This is a genomic window from Gordonia caeni, from assembly GCF_039537105.1.
Lineage (GTDB): Bacteria > Actinomycetota > Actinomycetes > Mycobacteriales > Mycobacteriaceae > Gordonia > Gordonia caeni.
The window spans coordinates 274,700-291,018 of record NZ_BAAAZW010000005.1; the positions used below are offsets into that span (position 1 = coordinate 274,700).

Annotated in this window: 20 protein-coding genes; 9 read left to right on the plus strand and 11 right to left on the minus strand. The window is 70.6% G+C overall.

All coding sequences use genetic code 11. The features are described 5' to 3' along the window. Positions 1 to 80 precede the first annotated feature (80 nt). Complete coding sequence (locus ABD732_RS10285; protein WP_344783282.1) at positions 81 to 686, minus strand: TetR/AcrR family transcriptional regulator; 606 nt, start codon at positions 684 to 686, stop codon at positions 81 to 83. Between the two features lie 155 nt (positions 687 to 841). On the opposite strand from ABD732_RS10285, the gene ABD732_RS10290 reads away from it, so the two are divergent. The 4 genes from ABD732_RS10290 to ABD732_RS10305 are packed head-to-tail and all read left to right on the plus strand — an operon-like array spanning position 842 to position 4,731. Continuing rightward, positions 842 to 1,600, plus strand: a complete 759-nt coding sequence (locus ABD732_RS10290; protein WP_344783284.1) for an SDR family oxidoreductase — start codon at positions 842 to 844, stop codon at positions 1,598 to 1,600. Continuing rightward, complete coding sequence (locus ABD732_RS10295) at positions 1,597 to 2,397, plus strand: SDR family NAD(P)-dependent oxidoreductase (protein ID WP_344783286.1); 801 nt, start codon at positions 1,597 to 1,599, stop codon at positions 2,395 to 2,397. The genes ABD732_RS10290 and ABD732_RS10295 overlap by 4 nt, the downstream gene beginning before the upstream one ends. A gap of 25 nt (positions 2,398 to 2,422) precedes the next feature. Then, positions 2,423 to 3,454, plus strand: coding sequence for a phosphotransferase family protein (locus ABD732_RS10300; protein ID WP_344783288.1), 1,032 nt, complete (start codon positions 2,423 to 2,425; stop codon positions 3,452 to 3,454). Positions 3,455 to 3,504: 50 nt separating this feature from the next. Beyond that, positions 3,505 to 4,731, plus strand: a complete 1,227-nt coding sequence (locus tag ABD732_RS10305; RefSeq protein WP_344783290.1) for an acyl-CoA dehydrogenase family protein — start codon at positions 3,505 to 3,507, stop codon at positions 4,729 to 4,731. A 105-nt stretch (positions 4,732 to 4,836) separates the two neighbouring features. On the opposite strand, the gene ABD732_RS10310 is transcribed toward ABD732_RS10305, so the two are convergent. Next, positions 4,837 to 6,288 carry an RNA polymerase sigma factor gene (locus tag ABD732_RS10310; protein WP_344783292.1) on the minus strand — a complete coding sequence of 484 codons (1,452 nt, stop codon included), beginning with the start codon at positions 6,286 to 6,288 and terminating at the stop codon, positions 4,837 to 4,839. A 204-nt stretch (positions 6,289 to 6,492) separates the two neighbouring features. Then, entirely contained in the window at positions 6,493 to 7,287 is a 795-nt protein-coding gene (gene ppgK, locus ABD732_RS10315; protein ID WP_344783294.1) for a polyphosphate--glucose phosphotransferase, read from the minus strand. A gap of 121 nt (positions 7,288 to 7,408) precedes the next feature. Here ppgK and ABD732_RS10320 point away from each other — a divergent pair, with 121 nt between their 5' ends. Beyond that, the gene (locus ABD732_RS10320) at positions 7,409 to 8,290 is read left to right on the plus strand and encodes an inositol monophosphatase family protein (protein ID WP_344783296.1); all 882 of its coding nucleotides are present in this window, start codon (positions 7,409 to 7,411) and stop codon (positions 8,288 to 8,290) included. A gap of 41 nt (positions 8,291 to 8,331) precedes the next feature. Here ABD732_RS10320 and cei read toward each other — a convergent pair whose 3' ends face one another. Continuing rightward, a complete protein-coding gene (gene cei / locus ABD732_RS10325) occupies positions 8,332 to 8,988 on the minus strand; it encodes an envelope integrity protein Cei (protein ID WP_344783298.1) in 657 nt (218 codons plus the stop codon). A 209-nt stretch (positions 8,989 to 9,197) separates the two neighbouring features. Here cei and ABD732_RS10330 point away from each other — a divergent pair, with 209 nt between their 5' ends. Beyond that, positions 9,198 to 9,497, plus strand: a complete 300-nt coding sequence (locus tag ABD732_RS10330; protein ID WP_344783300.1) for a DUF4193 domain-containing protein — start codon at positions 9,198 to 9,200, stop codon at positions 9,495 to 9,497. 112 nt (positions 9,498 to 9,609) lie between these two features. Here ABD732_RS10330 and ABD732_RS10335 read toward each other — a convergent pair whose 3' ends face one another. Then, a complete protein-coding gene (locus ABD732_RS10335; RefSeq protein WP_344783302.1) occupies positions 9,610 to 10,131 on the minus strand; it encodes a DUF3093 domain-containing protein in 522 nt (173 codons plus the stop codon). Positions 10,132 to 10,232: 101 nt separating this feature from the next. Here ABD732_RS10335 and dut point away from each other — a divergent pair, with 101 nt between their 5' ends. Continuing rightward, positions 10,233 to 10,691, plus strand: coding sequence for a dUTP diphosphatase (dut, locus tag ABD732_RS10340; protein ID WP_344783509.1), 459 nt, complete (start codon positions 10,233 to 10,235; stop codon positions 10,689 to 10,691). Further along, complete coding sequence (locus ABD732_RS10345; protein WP_344783304.1) at positions 10,688 to 11,563, plus strand: DUF3710 domain-containing protein; 876 nt, start codon at positions 10,688 to 10,690, stop codon at positions 11,561 to 11,563. The genes dut and ABD732_RS10345 overlap by 4 nt, the downstream gene beginning before the upstream one ends. On the opposite strand, the gene ABD732_RS10350 is transcribed toward ABD732_RS10345, so the two are convergent. Further along, positions 11,564 to 12,268, minus strand: a complete 705-nt coding sequence (locus tag ABD732_RS10350) for an alpha/beta hydrolase (protein WP_344783306.1) — start codon at positions 12,266 to 12,268, stop codon at positions 11,564 to 11,566. A 64-nt stretch (positions 12,269 to 12,332) separates the two neighbouring features. Between ABD732_RS10350 and ABD732_RS10355 the strand changes: the two genes are divergently transcribed. Next, positions 12,333 to 12,707 (plus strand): OB-fold nucleic acid binding domain-containing protein, encoded by a 375-nt coding sequence (locus ABD732_RS10355; RefSeq protein ID WP_344783308.1) that lies wholly within the window; start codon positions 12,333 to 12,335, stop codon positions 12,705 to 12,707. On the opposite strand, the gene ABD732_RS10360 is transcribed toward ABD732_RS10355, so the two are convergent. The 5 genes from ABD732_RS10360 to ABD732_RS10380 form a co-directional block, all read right to left on the minus strand. Next, the gene (locus ABD732_RS10360) at positions 12,693 to 13,127 is read right to left on the minus strand and encodes a hypothetical protein (protein WP_344783310.1); all 435 of its coding nucleotides are present in this window, start codon (positions 13,125 to 13,127) and stop codon (positions 12,693 to 12,695) included. The two genes, ABD732_RS10355 and ABD732_RS10360, sit on opposite strands and share 15 nt — an antisense overlap. Then, positions 13,124 to 14,335 (minus strand): globin domain-containing protein, encoded by a 1,212-nt coding sequence (locus ABD732_RS10365; RefSeq protein ID WP_344783312.1) that lies wholly within the window; start codon positions 14,333 to 14,335, stop codon positions 13,124 to 13,126. Before ABD732_RS10365 ends, ABD732_RS10360 begins: the two co-directional genes overlap by 4 nt. After that, positions 14,335 to 14,835 carry an RrF2 family transcriptional regulator gene (locus tag ABD732_RS10370; RefSeq protein ID WP_344783314.1) on the minus strand — a complete coding sequence of 167 codons (501 nt, stop codon included), beginning with the start codon at positions 14,833 to 14,835 and terminating at the stop codon, positions 14,335 to 14,337. The genes ABD732_RS10365 and ABD732_RS10370 overlap by 1 nt, the downstream gene beginning before the upstream one ends. A gap of 119 nt (positions 14,836 to 14,954) precedes the next feature. Beyond that, a complete protein-coding gene (locus ABD732_RS10375) occupies positions 14,955 to 15,617 on the minus strand; it encodes a potassium channel family protein (RefSeq protein ID WP_344783315.1) in 663 nt (220 codons plus the stop codon). Then, the gene (locus ABD732_RS10380; RefSeq protein WP_344783317.1) at positions 15,614 to 16,285 is read right to left on the minus strand and encodes a potassium channel family protein; all 672 of its coding nucleotides are present in this window, start codon (positions 16,283 to 16,285) and stop codon (positions 15,614 to 15,616) included. Before ABD732_RS10380 ends, ABD732_RS10375 begins: the two co-directional genes overlap by 4 nt. Positions 16,286 to 16,319: the final 34 nt, after the last annotated feature.

A 16,319-nucleotide genomic window follows, 5' to 3' on the forward strand; every position in this document is an offset into this window, starting at 1 on the left:
GTCTCGCCTATCACTCTGTCAGACGTTCGGGAGGGCTGCTTTGTTCCCCAGGCCGTTCGGGTGTGTCGCGGGCCACCGGATCAGTCCGGCCGGGCCTCCACCATTCGCAGGGCCAGATCGGCGTACGAGTCGGCGAGCGAGTCCGGTTTCATGCTGCCGCCGTCGACGTACCAGCGGGCGATGTCGATGTTCATCGACAGGATCGCCAGCGTCACCGCGCGCGGATCGGCGGTCGCGAAGGCACCCGCGGCGACACCGTCGTCGATCACCGCGCGCACCCGCCGGGTGATCTCCCGGCGCAGGGTGCGGATCTCGGCCAAGTGCTCCGGTGCCAGGGAAGACAACTCGTAGTTCACGATGCGGGCGGTGGTGTGATCGGCCGCGTGATGCAGGGCGAACGCTCTGATCAGCCGATGCAGGCGAGTGGCCGGTGCGGCGCCGGAGTCGTCGTGCTCGTCGATCAGTGCGAGCGTCTTGCGGTGCCCGGCGAGGGACAGTTGATACAGCAGGTCCTCTTTGGACGGGTAGTGGACGTAGACGGCGGCGGGGCTCATCCCGGCGGCCGCAGCGAGGTCACGGGTGGTGGTGCCGTGGAAGCCGCGTTCGGCGAAGGCCTCGACGGCCGCACGCAGCAGCCGGCCCCGGGTCTGTTCGGCCTTGGAGGAGCCTTCAGTCACTTTCCTCATCTCTCTGCCGGTACCGCCGTCTTCCTGGTGGAGTGGAGTCGAACACCCCGTCGCCGACGGTTGACGTGTACTGCCTACCTCGGGCAGAGTAGAGCACCAATAACTAAGCGAGCGCTTAGTCTGTAGATTCGATGGGAACGAGGTTCGTCGTACCGATGAGTGAGAAGCGTTTTGCGGGTCAGACCGCGATTGTGACCGGAGCCAGTCGTGGCATCGGCCTGGCGATCGCCCAGCGACTGGTCGACGACGGTGCCCGGGTGGTGATCACCGCTCGCAAACAGGAGGCGCTCGACGAGGCCGTGGCCGCACTCGGCGGGGAAGAACATGCGCTCGCGGTGGCCGGACCGGCCGACGACCCCGACCACCAGGACGCCGCCATCGGTGCGGCGCTGAACACCTTCGGTTCAGCGGATCTGCTGGTCAACAACACTGGGATCAACCCCGTCTTCGGACCGCTGATGGACCTCGACGTGGCGGCCGCGCGCAAGATCATGGACGTCAACGTGTTGTCGGCGCTGTCGTGGGCGCAGAAGGCGCACGCCGGGTGGATGGCCGAGCACGGCGGGGCCATCGTCAACGTGGCATCGATCGCCGGTCTGCGACCGGCCCCCGGGATCGCCTTCTACGGCGTCTCCAAGGCGGCCGTGGTGCACCTGACCGAGGAGCTCGCGGTGGAACTGGGGCCGGACATCCGGGTGAACGCGGTGGCCCCGGCGGTGGTCAAGACCCGTTTCGCCACCGCCCTGTACGAAGGGCGCGAGGAGGAGGTCGCCGCGCCGTATCCGCTCAAGCGCCTCGGTGTGCCCGACGACATCGGCTCGGTGGTGGCGTTCCTGCTGTCACGAGACGCCGGCTGGATGACCGGGCAGACCCTGGTCGTGGACGGCGGCGTACTGCTGGCAGGTGGAATGTGAGCGCCTTCGAGCCGGACGGCGCCTGCGTCGTGGTGACCGGCGCGGGCAACGGAATCGGCGCGGCGCTCGCGACCGGGCTGGCCGGCCGCGGCGCCCGCGTGGTGGTCGCCGACCTGGATGCGGACGGGGCGGCCCGGACCGTCGCGGCGATCGAGGCCGCGGGCGGGCAGGCGATCGCCGCCCCCGGCGATGCCGCCTCCGAGGAGGGGATCGCCGCCCTGATCGCCGCCGCGCGGGACGCGTACGGCCCGATCGGGGCGTGGTTCGCCAACGCCGGCGTCGATCGGGGGCGCGGCCTGGACGCGTCCGAGGCCGACTGGGCGTTGTCGCTGGACGTGAACGTGATGGCGCACGTGCGCGCCGCCCGGCAACTGGTGCCCGACTGGCTGGCCGCCGACGGCGGCCGGTTCGTGGTGACCGCCTCGGCCGCCGGCCTGCTGACCATGCTCGACGCCCCGGCGTACTCGGTGACCAAGCACGGCGCGGTGGCCTTCGCCGAATGGCTCTCGGCCACGTACCGGCACCGGGGGATCGTCGTGCAGGCGATCTGCCCGCAGGGCGTGCAGACTCGCATGCTCGACGAGGCAGGCCCGCTGCAGGAGGTGCTCAGTCACGACACGGCGCTCACCGCAGAACAGGTCGCCGACGGCGTGATCACGGCTCTCGGCGGGGACGAGTTCCTGATCCTGCCGCACCCGGAGGTGGCCGGCTACTACGCCGCCAGAGCCACCGCGACCGACCGCTGGCTCGGCGGCATGAACCGTCTGCAGCAACGTCTGGACCAGCACGATGGCTGACGCCGCGACCGGAGGGGAACTCCCCATGAGCGAGGATCGGCCGGGCGAGGATCTGCCGGGGCTGGACCTGTCGGCGCTGAGCGGGTGGTTCACCGAACACATCGGCCGACCGGACGGCGCACTGACCGCCGAGCACATCGCCGGCGGCAAATCGAACCTCACCTACCGGCTGCGCGCCGGAGACGGGGAGTGGATTCTGCGCCGGCCGCCGGTCGGCCGGTTGCTGGCCACCGCGCACGACATGGGGCGCGAGTACACCGTGATGTCCGCGCTGGCCGGCACCGGTGTCCCCGTCCCACAGATGTACGGGCTCTGCACCGACGAGACGGTGCTCGGTGCGCCGTTCTACGTGATGGAGGCCGTCGAGGGCACGCCCTACCGGCGCGCCGCCGAGCTCTCCGCGCTCGGACCGCAGCGGACTCGGACGATCTCCGAGCGGCTGATCGACACGCTCGCCGCCTTGCACGCGGTGGACCCGGCCGAGGTCGGCCTGTCCGGTTTCGGCCGTCCCGAGGGCTTTCTGGGGCGCCAGGTGAGCCGCTGGCGCGCGCAGTTCGAGGCCGCCCACACCCGCGACCTGCCCGACATGGAGGCCCTGCACGCCGCATTGGCCGCGGCCGTGCCTGCCGACGGGCCGCCCGGCATCGTGCACGGCGACTTCCGCCTCGACAACGTCCTCTTCGACGACGCCGACCGGCCGGCGGCGGTGATCGACTGGGAACTGTCGACCCTCGGCGACCCGTTGACCGATCTTGCTCTGCTGGGCGTCTACGACCGCATGGGTCAGGCCTCGGCGGGTGCGGTCAGCGACGTCGCCGCCGCGCCCGGCTACCTGTCCGGTCCCGGTGCGGTCGCCCGCTACGCCGCGTCCTCTGACCGCGACCTGTCCGATTTCGGCTTCTACATCGGCCTGGCCTGCTTCAAGCTCGCCGGCATCGTCGAAGGCATCCACTACCGGTACGTCAACGGACAGACCGTCGGCGACGGCTTCGCCACCCTCGGCGAGGCCGTCCACCCGCTGCTGAGCGCCGGCCTGGACGCCCTGAACCAGAACTAGCCCGATTCCGCCGCCCCGGCGGCACCGACCACCGTAAAGGGAGCACTGTCATGGATTTCACCTTCGACGCCACCACGCAGGAGTATCGCGAGAACCTGCTCGGCTTCATGGACGAGTTCGTCTACCCGGCCGAGCCGGTCTTCGAGGAGCAGCTGGCCGAGCTGACCGACCCGTGGGACTGGGACTCGGTTCCAGTCCTGGCCGAGCTGCGCGGGCAGGCCCGGCAGCGCGGTCTGTGGAACCTCTTCCTGCCGGGGGCCCGCGGCGCCGGTCTGACCAACGTGCAGTACGCGCCGCTGGCCGAGATCACCGGCCGCAGCCCGCAGCTGGCCCCCGCCGCACTCAACTGCGCGGCCCCGGACACCGGCAACATGGAGGTGCTGGCCGAGTTCGCGAACGCCGAGCAGCAGGAGCGCTGGCTCACCCCGTTGCTGAACGGTGAGATCCGGTCGGCCTTCGCCATGACCGAGCCCGACGTGGCCAGTTCCGACGCCACCAACGTGGAGCTGTCGATCGTGCGCGACGGTGACGAGTACGTGATCAACGGTCGCAAGTGGTGGATCACCGGTGCGATGAGCCCGAATGCGAAGGTCTTCATCGTCATGGGCAAGACCGACCCGTCGGCCGATCGGCACCGGCAGCAGTCGATGATCCTGGTCGAGCGGGACACACCCGGTCTCGAGGTGGTGCGCGGCATGCGTGTCCTCGGCTACGACGACCGCAGCCACGGCGGTCACGCCGAGCTGTCGTTCACCGACGTGCGCGTGCCGGCGGCCAATCTGATCGGGGCCGAGGGCGACGGCTTCGCCATCGCGCAGGGGCGTCTGGGGCCGGGCCGCATCCACCACTGCATGCGATCGATCGGTATCGCCGAGCGCGCGATGGAGTTGATGTGCGATCGGGTGTCGAGCCGGATCGCCTTCGGTAAGCCGCTGTCCGAGCAGGGCGTGATCCGTGATTGGATCGCCGAATCGCGGGTGCAGATCGAGCAGCTGCGCCTACTGACTCTGAAGGCCGCCTGGCTGATGGACACCGTCGGAAACCGTAAGGCGCACACCGAGATTCAGGCCATCAAGATCGCGACGCCGCGCACCGTGGAAGCGATCCTGGATAAGGCGATCCAGGCGCACGGCGCCGGGGGACTGTCCCAGGACTTCCCGCTGGCCGAGATGATCGCGGGCGTCCGGTCGCTCCGGTTCGCCGACGGCCCCGACGAGGTGCACAAGAACGCGCTGGCCCGCACCGAACTCCGCAAGCAGGCCGCGCGGCACGGCTGACCAGGTGGCACTGGCGAGCACCTCGGGCTAGCCGGGTCCGGTACAACGCCACTGGGGCGCCCCGCACCGTGCGGGGCGCCCCAGTGGCATCGACGTGGGAGGAGCCTAGTCCAGGTAATCCCGGAGGACCTGGGAGCGGCTCGGGTGCCGCAGCTTGCTCATGGTCTTGGACTCGATCTGGCGGATGCGCTCGCGGGTGACGCCGTACACCTGCCCGATCTCGTCCAGGGTGCGCGGCTGGCCGTCGGTGAGGCCGAAGCGCAGCCGGACCACGCCCGCCTCGCGCTCGGACAGCGTGTCCAGCACGTCCTGCAGCTGATCCTGCAGAAGCGTGAAGCTCACCGCGTCGACGGCCACGACGGCCTCGGAGTCTTCGATGAAGTCGCCGAGCTGGCTGTCGCCCTCGTCGCCGATGGTCTGGTCCAGGGAGATCGGCTCACGCGCGTACTGCTGGATCTCCAGCACCTTCTCCGGCGTGATGTCCATCTCCTTGGCGAGCTCCTCGGGCGTGGGCTCGCGGCCCAGGTCCTGCAGGAGTTCGCGCTGGATCCGGCCGAGCTTGTTGATCACCTCGACCATGTGCACCGGGATACGGATGGTGCGGGCCTGATCGGCCATGGCTCGGGTGATGGCCTGACGGATCCACCAGGTCGCGTAGGTGGAGAACTTGTAGCCCTTGGTGTAGTCGAACTTCTCGACCGCACGGATCAGGCCCAGGTTGCCCTCCTGGATCAGGTCCAGGAAGGCCATGCCGCGGCCGGTGTACCGCTTGGCCAGCGACACCACCAGGCGCAGGTTGGCTTCGAGCAGGTGATTCTTGGCGCGGTTGCCGTCGCGCGAGATCCAGTTGAGGTCGCGTCGCTGCGCCACCGGAAGCTTCTCGCCGGCCTCCATCACGCGGCGCAGCTTCTCGGTCGCGAACAGGCCGGCCTCGATCCGCTTGGCGAGCTCGACCTCCTCTTCGGCGTTGAGCAGTGCGACCTTGCCGATCTGCTTCAGGTAGGCGCGCACCGAGTCGGCCGACGCCGTCAGCTCGGCATCCTTGCGGGCCTGCCGCAGTGCCTCGGACTCGTCTTCGTCCCACACGAAGTCGCTCGACGACTTCGCCTCGGGTTCGTCCTTGGCCTTGGCGGCCGCCTTGCCCTTGGTCTTGGCGGGAGCCTCGTCGACGACGTCCAGGTCCTCGGCGGCCAGATCGATGTCGGCGTCCTCGAGGTTCTCCGGCGCGTCCTCGTCGACGTTCTCGTCGGTGATCTCGTCGCCGGCGGTCGCCGGGGAGGCCTTGCGGGTCGACGCCTTCTTGGCGGCGGTCTTGCGGGCGGGGGCCTTCTTGGCGGCGGTCTTGCGCGCAGGCGCCTTCTTCGCGGCGGTCTTGCGTGCCGGCGCGGCGTCGTCGGTACCGGCCTCGGCGGCGGTCTTCTTGGCGGCGGTCTTCTTGGCGGCAGCCTTGCGGACAGGGGCCTTCTTCGCGGGCGCCTTCTTGGCGGCCGTCTTGCGGGTCGGCGCGGTCGCCTCGCCGGCGGCTGCCTCGGCGTCCGGGGTCTTTGTGGTTGCCACGTACGACCTTTCACACACTCATCTGCGGCACGACACGCGTCGGGGCGGCATCGCAGGGACATCGCGGAGGCGATGGCACCGGCTGCGCCGCTCGGGGGCGTCGTGCCCGGTTAGGGGAGTCGATCGGGCGGAGCTGGACCGACGTGTTCCATTGTAACGAAACTCTGCCTTCGCCGGGCACTCCGGTGGCCGGTTCGCACCCCGTCAGAGGTCGTCGGCCACCGCCATCGCCGCTCCCACGATGCCCGCGGTGTTGCGGAGACGGGCCGGGACGACCGGCGTGGTGTTGGTCAGTCGGGGGATCCACTTGTCGGCTTTACGGCTGATCCCGCCGCCGACGATGAACAGGTCGGGAGTGAAGAGCCGCTCATAATGCGTGAGCACCGTGGACAGGTGGCCGGCCCAGGTGTCCAGCGACCAGCCACGGTCCTTGCGGACCTTCGCCGAGGCCTGCTTCTCGGCGATCTCGCCGTCCACCTCGATGTGGCCGAACTCGGTGTTCGGGATCAGCGTGCCGTTGTAGAGCATGGCCGAGCCGATTCCGGTGCCGAGCGTGAGCAGGATGACCAGCCCCTCCGAGACGTGCGCGCCGCCGCCGTACTCGAGTTCGGCCAGGCCCGCGGCGTCGGCGTCGTTCAGCACGGTGACCGGCCGGCCTCCGAGGGATTCGCTGAACAGCCCGCGCAGGTCGGCGCCGACCCACGACTGATCGATGTTCGCGGCGCTGCGCATGATCCCGTCCTTGACCACGCCGGGGACCGTGACGCCGACGGGGCCGGTCCAGCCGAAGTGGTCGACGATCTCGGCGACGGTGCGCTCGACGGCTTCCGGGGTGGCCGGCTGCGGTGTGTCGATCCGGTGGCGCTCGCCGACGAACTGCCCGGTGCGCAGGTCGACGATCGCGCCCTTCACGCCGGTGCCGCCGATGTCGACCCCGAAGCTCAGGCCGGATCCGGGACTCGGGGCGCGGTCGGCGCCGAGATAGGTGACATCGGACATGGCGGTTCCTGTTCTGGCGGCGGTGCGTCGGCCGTTGACGGGCGTGTCCCCGGTAGCTTACGGCGAGACCGCGCCCGGCGGCGGTCCTAGCCGCGGGCGTCGAGCACCTAGACTCGGGCCCGTGAGTCGAGTCGCCGAAAACCCGTCCGCCACACCGCGGGAACTGTCCCAGATCGCCCGCCGCGTCGCCGAGGAGGCCGCCGTTCACGTCCGTGCCCGCCGGGTGGAGCTGTTTCCCGCCTCCGGACACACCGGCGGTGCCGGCGCGGTGAGCACCAAGTCGACGCCGACCGACCCGGTCACCGTGGCCGACACCGAGACCGAGCAGCTGATCCGCGGGCTCCTGGCCCGCGAACGTCCCGGCGACACCGTGCTGGGCGAGGAGGAGGGCGGCTCCGACGAGATTCCCGACGGCGTGCGCTGGGTGGTGGATCCGATCGACGGCACCGTCAACTTCCTGTACGGCGTGCCCGCCTATGCGGTCTCGGTGGCCGCCCAGGTCGACGGGGTGTCGCTGGGCGGGGCGGTGGTGGACGTCGCCCGCGAGCGGACCTACTGGGCCGCCGTCGGCGAGGGCGCCTGGTGTCAGGACCGCGGTGAGGCGTCGCCGCGGCGCCTGCAGGCCAATCCGGTCGACGACGTCTCGCTGGCGCTGATCGCCACCGGCTTCGCGTACTCCGAGGGGCGCCGCCGCGCGCAGGGCGCCGTGCTGGCCGGTCTGCTGCCGCAGGTGCGGGATCTGCGGCGGATGGGGGCGGCCGCACTGGACCTGTGCATGGTGGCCGCGGGCGCGGTCGACGGGCACTTCGAGCACGGCCTGTCGCCGTGGGACTGGGCTGCCGGGGCCCTGATCGCGGCGGAGGCCGGGGCCGTCGTGGTGCTGCCGCCGGCCACCTCGCGCGGGTCGGACGGCTATCCGACGGTCGCGGTCGCCCCAGGGATCGCGCAGGAGTTCCTGGCGCTGCTCGAGGAGTGCGGGGGCACCGTGTGCCTGCCCGAATAGCCGGACGCCGGGCGGCCGGCTGACAGCCGGGCGGGTCGGGGTCAGCAGGGCTGGGCGTGCACCGCTTCGATCAGTGAGCGGTCCACCCCGGACTTCGGGTTGCGTGGATCCACCGACCGCAGAGACTCCAGCGCGGCCTGGACGTCCTGGCTCGGCCGGCTGCCCGTGTAGAACTCGCCGAGGGCGACGTCGACGTCGGTCCCGGACCGGCCGTCGTTGACCAACTGGGCGCACGGCATGGCCAGCCAAACTGCGGCGGCGGCGGCTTGGCCGCCCTGTCCGAACCGGATCTGGGCGACGCAGTGCAGGTCGCGGTCGGTGTAGACGGTGTCGTCGCCGTACGCGGGTTCGCCTGCGGCGAAGCCCTGGGCCACCAGGTCTTCCGAGGCCGATCGGGCCTGGCCCCGCGCGGCGGCCGAGTTCAGCACGGTGACCTGGAACGTCGACTGGGCAGCGGGTGCCACACTCAGCATGTCGCCGCGGCCGACCACCTGCATCGAGGGGGCGTCGGCCGAGGTCGGGAGCGCGCAAGCGGTGGGATAGGTCTTCTCTTCGTTCCCGGTCAGGGCGAAGGCCCAGGCGGTGATCGCGACCACCGCGAGGACCGTGCCGATCACGATCGCAGGGGTGAGATTGCGCCGCTGAAAGGGGCGGCCCTGCGCATCGGTCGCGTAGCCGGTGGCGAACTTGGAGACCATGTGCCCACTGTAAAGGCAGTCGGCCCGCAACCCGGGGATCCGGCGCCCGCGCCGCCGGATCGGCATGCCTGTTGACTCGGGGGATGAGATGGCCTAGTATTCGGGCGCCTAAAGCGTTTCAGAACGCTTGTTCGGGTTGAGGAGACGGGCCACAAGCGACGGTCTCCGATGAGATGGAACGCACTACGACACTCAGGGTGAGGCACAATATGGCTACCGATTACGACGCCCCACGGCGCAGCAACGACGAGGATCTGGCGACTGATTCGCTGGAAGAGTTGAAGGCCCGTCGCAACGAGGCGAGCAAGGCCGATGTGGACGTCGACGAGACCGAAACCGCCGAGTCCTTCGAGCTGCCCGGTGCCGATCTGTCCGGTGAAGAACTGTCCGTGCGCGTGGTGCCCAAGCAGGACGACGAGTTCACCTGTTCGAGCTGTTTCCTGGTCTACCACCGCAATCGTCTCGCCGAGGAGCGCGGCGGTCAGCTGATCTGCGTCGACTGCGCCTGAGTGAGCGAACGCCGGTCGCGGCATCGAACCCACGACGACGGCCTGCCCGGATCCGGGCAGGCCGTCGTCGTGTCTGAAGCCCCAGGGAGGGGGCGTCTGCGCGCGGGGGCGGTCAGTTCTGGCCGGTGTCGGGCGTCGCGGGCGCCGCTGCGGCGTCGGTGATCCCCATCGCGGCCAGCACCTTGTCGGGATGGCGGGTGGAGATCAGCCAGTACGGTGTCGGGTCGTCCGGATCGTCGAGCACCAGCAGAACCATCGGCTTGATCCACGACCGGTAGACCAGGAAGGCGGCCGGATCGAGCTGGCGGCCCATCGCGGCACTGCGGGCCGACGGCGGGACCGTCGCGCCGCGGGCCACCACATCGGCCGGGAGCAAGGCCTTGTGTGCGTGCAGCGCCCCGTCGGCGTCGACGCGGATCTTCATGCGGCTCATGGAGAACAGCAGCCAGGCGGTGAGGACGCCGAACACGGGATAGAACAGATAGCTCCAGCTCTGCATGTAGGCGGCCAGCTGCACCTGATACCCGAGCAGCGCCACCAGGCCGGCCGCCAGGAACCACCACCACAGCGGCACGGTCAGCCGTTCGGAGTACCGGTCGGCGCTCGACCGGGAAGCGGAGTCGGAATCGTTCACGGCGTCCAGCCTACTGTCGTGCCGGTGGTCACTTCGCGCTGACCTCGCCCGAGTAGTCTGCGGGAGTGACCTCCCAACCCATCACCGACGAGCCGTTGCGCATGGTCCGCTTGGACCCCGATCTGCCGCTGCCCGCGCGCGCCCACCCGGGCGACGCCGGCATCGACCTGTACTCCACCACGGACCTGGAGCTGGCTCCCGGCCGCCGCCAGGTGGTGGGCACCGGAATCGCGGTGGCGCTCCCGTTCGGCACGGTGGGCCTGGTGCATCCGCGGTCGGGTCTGGCCGCGCGCGCCGGCCTGTCGATCGTCAATGCGCCCGGCACCATCGACGCGGGCTACCGCGGCGAGATCAGGGTCTGCCTGATCAACCTGGACCCGGAGGCGCCGATCGCGATCTCCCGAGGCGACCGGATCGCGCAGCTGCTGGTGCAGAAGGTGGAACTGCCCGAGGTGGTCGAGGTGAGTGAACTCGACGACACCGAACGGGGCGACGGCGGCTACGGCTCCAGCGGGGGACACGCGATTCTGCATTCGGCGACCGACACTTCGGAGGCATGACGGCGATGGCGACCACGGACAGCAGGCATCGGATCGGTGATACGGCCGGACCCTACGACCTCGATCAGCTGGACACTCCGGCCGACGAGCTCGCCAACTCCCACCTCGACCTGGGCTCGGTCCTGGTCCCGGTGGTGGAGGGCGGTCAGGTGACCGTCGAGATGTCGGCGGCGCACGAGCCCGAGGCGGTCTACCTGGTGACCCCGGTCGGCCGGATCGGCGTGCACGCCTTCGCCGCCCCGCGCAGCGGGGGACTGTGGCGCGAGGTGGTGCGCGAGCTGGCCGAATCGCTGCGCGCGGAAGGAGCTCAGACCTCCATCGAAGACGGTCACTGGGGCCGCGAGGTGCTCGCGAAGGTGCCCGGCGGCGAGCACCGTTTCATCGGAGTCGACGGCCCGCGCTGGATGGTGCGTTGCGTGGCCAGCGGCCCCGACGGCGACAGTGCGCAACTCGCGCAGCTGGCCCGCGCGGTGCTGGCCGAGACCGTCGTCCGGCGCGGGAAGGAGCCCTTCCCGCCGCGCGAGGTCCTGCCGCTGGTGCTGCCTCCGGTGCTGGCCGATCAGGTGGCGACGGCGCAACAACAGATGGCGACCGAGAACGGTCTCGGGCCGGACGGGACGGCCCCGGCCTCCCCGCTCGACGCGGCACCGGCGCCCGCGGCGCCGACCGTGCCCGACGTGGTCCCCGGCGGCGCGGTGGAGCAGGCCGCTGCGGCGACGGTCTTCACCGAAGACCTGCCCGCCGGCGAGCCGGAGCTCCTCGAAGACGGTGCGGCCGACGACGGTGCAGCCGACGACGAAGCGGCGGTTCCGCCGCCCTCGGAGGGGTCTGCCATGCAGCGGCTGCGTGGCCGCAAGCGCCGCCGCCGCTGATCAGTCGCCGAGTCGGCGCCAGGCGACGGCCATCGCGTGCCCGAGCCGGGCCGGCTCGGGACCCCATTCGGTCAGCGGGCACTCCTCGAGTGCGGCGCGCGGGGCGGCTCCGGCCCACGCGCGGGCCACACCGATCGGATGGAGCGGATCGTCGGGTGCGGCGACCACCGCCAGCGGCACGCGCAGCCCGGCGATCTCGCCGGGCTCCGGCGCGTCGCAGGCGGCGGCGATGCGGAGTTGTCCCACCAGATCACGGTCGGCCAGCGCCCGCCACGACCGCGACAGTTCCGCGGCCAGCCACGCCGGGCTGGTGGCCGACATGGCCTCGATGGCCGACTCCAGACCGTCGTTCTCGATGGCGTCGGCGGTGAGTCGGGCACTGGCGGCGGCGACGCTGCTGCGCACCGGACCCGACCAGGGCGGCAGCGCGGCGAGGACCCCGGCGCAGCCGTGGCCCTCCGAGTCCAGGGCCCAGCGCAGGGCGACGACGGCGCCCAGCGAGACGCCGCCGACCAGGAACGGCCGACCGGTGCCGACGGCCCGCGCGGCGGCCTCGTCGAGGGCCCTCCGGTAGTCGTCGATCAGGTGGGCCGACGGTGGCAGGGCGAGCAGTTCGCCGCCGGCGGACGACACCGCCGGACCGAACGATCGGCGCAGGTAGTCGTCGTCGGAGCCGGTGCCGGCCATCATGATCACCGCGGGCATGTGGGGGCCTTCCGATGCGTTGTACAGTGTGGGTCGCACTGGACCGAATGTCTCGGAGGTCGACATGGGTACATCAGGACTGATGAAGCGCCTGGGACGGCTGCTCACCGAGGACCCGGAGGTCCTCGACGAGGATCGTATCGAACGCGAGTGCCGGACCGAGGGGGCGCAGCGCGCGAAGGACTGCCGGCGCGGTGACGAGGCCGTCATGGTCGGTGAGCTCCGCGCGGTGCAGACCTGTGCGCGCAGCGCCAAGACCGGCGTGGTGGCAGAGTTCTTCGACGGCAGCGACACCGTCCTCCTCAAGTGGCTGGGTCGGAGCCGGATCCCCGGCATCGAGCCCGGCCGCAAGATCACCGTTCGGGGACGGGTCGCCACCGCCGACGGGATGAAGGTGGTCTACAACCCGTACTACGAACTGCACTCAGACCAGGAGTGAGACGCCCGCAGTCAGCAGCGCGGCGACCTTGATCACCTCGAAGCCGACGTACCAGAGGTGGACGCGGCTGCGGTGCTCGGGCACGTTCTCCGGGTCGGCCAGCACCGCGTCGGTGCGCTTGGACAGCGCCGGGCGCACCGCACCGACCTGGGCGGCCAGCGCCGCGACGGCCACCCCCAGTCCCGCGTAGGCCGCGACCGGCCAGCCGTCACCGACCACGGCCAGCACGATCAGCACGACGGCCAGGACGCCCTCCACCGAGTTCAGGGCCCGGAAGACCAGCCGGCCGATGCCCAGCCCCAGCGGGATCGTGATGCCGGGCGCCTGGAACTTCAGCGGGGCCTCGATGAACGAGATGGCCACCACCAGCCCGAGCCAGAAGAAGACCAGGGCAATCCCGGTCGCCACGGCGCCGGTCATGCCGCCCCGCCGTCGGAGGCGCCGGCGTCGCCGCCGCGGCCGCCGACCCGGACCAGTTCCGGTCCGAAGGTCTCGTAGTGGATCCGGTCCTCGGACAGGTCCTTGTCCAGCAGCGAGCCCCGGATCGAACTGAGAAAGCCGGCCGGACCGCACAGCAGCGCCACCGTCTCCGGATCGATGGGGATGTCGTCGAGGGACATCAGCCCGATCCGGGAGCCGTCGCCGGCGTCGTAACCGGTCTCGTACCACTGCCGGAGGCTGGCACCGGGGAGCTGATCGACCAGTTCGGCCAGTTCGCCGCGGTGCGGCTGGCGCGAACGCGAGCGGTCGGCGTGCAACACCTGCACCGGGCGGTCGTCTCCGGTCTGCACCAGATGGTGGAGAAGCCCGATCACCGGGGTGCAGCCGATCCCCGCCGACGCCAACAGCAGCGGCGCGTCGCCCTCGGGCAGGGCGAGATCGCCGAACGGGGTACTCACGTGCAGATCGTCGCCCTCGAAGAGCCGCTCGTGGAGGTACGTCGAGACCTCGCCGTCCCGCTTCACCGAGAAGCGCCACTGCGGTTCGTTCGGCGCACCGGTCAGGCTGTACTGCCGGATCTGGTGGGCGCCGTCGTCCAGGGGCACCTGGACCGAGATGTACTGGCCGGGGGTGAAGGCCGGCAGCCTGCCGTCGGCGGCCGCCACGGTGAACGACACCGCATCCGGGGAGACCTGGTCGCGGCCGATCACCACCACGTCGCGCCAGACGTCGCCGGGGACCACGCCGGCCGCGGCGTACAGTTCGTTCTCCCGGCCGATCAGGGTGTCGGCCATCTCCCAGTAGAGCTCGTCCCAGGCGGCCGCGACCTCCGGGGTCACCGCCTCGCCGAGGACGTCGACGATCGCCGCGAACAGATGCTTGTGCACGATCGGGTACTGGTCGGCCACCACCCCGAGGGATGCGTGCTTGTGCGCCACCCGGTCGATGATGAACTTCTGCTGTGCGGCATCGGGTATCAGCTGCAGACGTGCGAAGGCGGCGATGGAGCCGGCCAGCACCTTGGGCTGCGTGCCGATCTTCTGGTTGGCGCGATTGAACAGGTCGTCGAGCAGTTCCGGGTGCGCGGCGAACATGCGCCGGTAGAACAGTGGCGTGATGTCGTCGAGAGCGCCCTCGACGGCGGGCAGGGTGGCCGCGAGCACCTCGCGGGTCGGATCGGAGATCATCATCGATTCCTGTTCTCTGCAGGGGTGGAGCGGGAACCGACGTCGGCGGTCCCGGCCCGCGCCGGATCGGCGCGGGAGATCAGGGGGAGGATATGGGCGGAGTCGCCGACCACGAGGTCGGCGACGGTGAGCGCGTCCAGGCTCTCGTAGAAGGCGTTCTGAGCGGCGGCCAGTGCGCCGCGCAACCGGCACACCGGCCGCAGCGGGCAGGGCGCCGGATTCTCGCAGTCGACCACCTCGGCGTCGCCCTCCAACCGACGGGTGACCCAGCCGACGCCCGCGGTGCGGCCGAGGGGAGTGATGGTCAGCCCGCCGGCGCGGCCGCGGCGGGCGTGCACCACGCCCATCTCCGCCAGCCGACTCACCACTTTCGCCACATGGGCGTAGGGGACCGCGAGTTCGGCGGCCAGGCCGCGGGCGGTGTGCACGGTCTCGCCCTCGTCGGCGGCCAGGCGCATGAGTACCCGAAGGCCGATGTCGGTGAAGCGCGTCAGTTGCACGCGTTGATCAGAACATAATCGGCATGCTGGATGCGCATTTACGTGGCGAAGCTCTCACAGGGACGAAAGTCCTTGTCAGGCAGGGGAATACGGGCCGTTCCGGGAGGTGAAAGAGTGTTCTACTCCGGCAGGCGCATGCGGCGCTGGAGTTCGGACTCGGCCTCCTCGGGGGCGATGAAGATCAGCTCGTCTCCGCCTTCGATGGGATCATCGGCCTGGGGAACGATCACGCGGCGTCCCCGGATGATGGCCACCAGAGCCACGTCGCGCGGCAACTGCAGTCGGCGCACGGGCTTACCGGCGAGCGGGGTGTCGTCGGGCAGGGTCAGCTCGACGAGGTTGGCCTGTCCCTGCCGGAAGGTCATCAGCCGCACCAGATCTCCGACGCTGACCGCCTCCTCGACCAGCGCGGCCATCAGCCGCGGCGTGGACACGGCGACGTCGACGCCCCAGTCGTCGTTGAACAGCCATTCGTTGCGGGGGTCGTTGACCCGGGCGACCACGCGGCTGACCGCGAACTCGGTGGTGGCGAGCAGACTCACCACCAGATTCGCCTTGTCGTCGCCGGTGGCGGCGATCATCACGTCGTACTCCTGGAGACGGGCCTTCTCCAGATCCTGGAGTTCACAGGCGTCGGCCTGCACCCACTCCACCTCCGGCAGCGAGTCCGGGTCGATGTGCCGCGTCTCCTTCTCGAAAAGGGTGACCTGGTGCCGGCCGACCAGCAGTTCCCGGGCGATGGCCCGGCCGACGGCTCCGGCCCCGGCGATGGCGACCTTCATTCACCGGCTCCTTCGGTGGGCGGCTGCGAGGCCGTGACGCGGGCCTGATCGAGGTTCGCCGCCGGAGTGGCGACGAAGAGCTCGTCCTCGGCCTGCAAGACACTGCGCGGCTCGGGCAGGACGGGGCTGCCCAGACGCTGCAGAAAAGCGATCCGTGCACCGGTCAGCTCCTGGAACTTGGCACAGGCCACCCCGTACCAGTCGTCGTGCACGTCGAGCCGGGCGATCACCAGTGAACCGGTCGGGTCCTGCCAGAGCGGCGCCCGGGGCGTCTCACCGAGCGCGGTGATGAACCGCTCGGTGGTCCAGGGCACCGTCGCGACGGTCGGGATGCCCAGACGCTCGTAGACGGCGGCGCGCTTGGCGTCGTAGATCCGGGCCACCACGCGATCGATCCCGAAGGTCTCGCGGGCCACTCGCGCGGAGATGATGTTCGAGTTGTCGCCGGAGGACACCGCGGCGAACGCCTCGGTGGTCTCGATCCCGGCTTCGACCAGGACGTCGCGGTCGAAGCCGACGCCGCAGACCGTCCGGCCGGTGAAGTCCTCGCCGAGCCGGTGGAAGGCACTCGGCTCGCGGTCGATGACGACCACCTGATGGCCGCGACGGGACATGGCCGTGGCCAGGCCGGCTCCCACGCGACCGCAGCCCATGATGATTACCCGCACCCGATGGACGTTACCCGGCGCCGGGCCTACTGTT

Bases quoted from the DNA above. Each gene is read 5' to 3' on its own strand.
- ABD732_RS10285 (WP_344783282.1), bottom strand. From the start codon at position 686: ATGAGGAAAGTGACTGAAGGCTCCTCCAAGGCCGAACAGACCCGGGGC.
- ABD732_RS10290 (WP_344783284.1), top strand. From the start codon at position 842: ATGAGTGAGAAGCGTTTTGCGGGTCAGACCGCGATTGTGACCGGAGCC.
- ABD732_RS10300 (WP_344783288.1), top strand. From the start codon at position 2,423: ATGAGCGAGGATCGGCCGGGCGAGGATCTGCCGGGGCTGGACCTGTCG.
- ABD732_RS10305 (WP_344783290.1), top strand. From the start codon at position 3,505: ATGGATTTCACCTTCGACGCCACCACGCAGGAGTATCGCGAGAACCTG.
- ppgK (WP_344783294.1), bottom strand. From the start codon at position 7,287: ATGTCCGATGTCACCTATCTCGGCGCCGACCGCGCCCCGAGTCCCGGA.
- cei (WP_344783298.1), bottom strand. From the start codon at position 8,988: ATGGTCTCCAAGTTCGCCACCGGCTACGCGACCGATGCGCAGGGCCGC.
- ABD732_RS10330 (WP_344783300.1), top strand. From the start codon at position 9,198: ATGGCTACCGATTACGACGCCCCACGGCGCAGCAACGACGAGGATCTG.
- dut (WP_344783509.1), top strand. From the start codon at position 10,233: ATGGTCCGCTTGGACCCCGATCTGCCGCTGCCCGCGCGCGCCCACCCG.
- ABD732_RS10345 (WP_344783304.1), top strand. From the start codon at position 10,688: ATGACGGCGATGGCGACCACGGACAGCAGGCATCGGATCGGTGATACG.
- ABD732_RS10350 (WP_344783306.1), bottom strand. From the start codon at position 12,268: ATGCCCGCGGTGATCATGATGGCCGGCACCGGCTCCGACGACGACTAC.
- ABD732_RS10355 (WP_344783308.1), top strand. From the start codon at position 12,333: ATGGGTACATCAGGACTGATGAAGCGCCTGGGACGGCTGCTCACCGAG.
- ABD732_RS10360 (WP_344783310.1), bottom strand. From the start codon at position 13,127: ATGACCGGCGCCGTGGCGACCGGGATTGCCCTGGTCTTCTTCTGGCTC.
- ABD732_RS10365 (WP_344783312.1), bottom strand. From the start codon at position 14,335: ATGATCTCCGATCCGACCCGCGAGGTGCTCGCGGCCACCCTGCCCGCC.
- ABD732_RS10375 (WP_344783315.1), bottom strand. From the start codon at position 15,617: ATGAAGGTCGCCATCGCCGGGGCCGGAGCCGTCGGCCGGGCCATCGCC.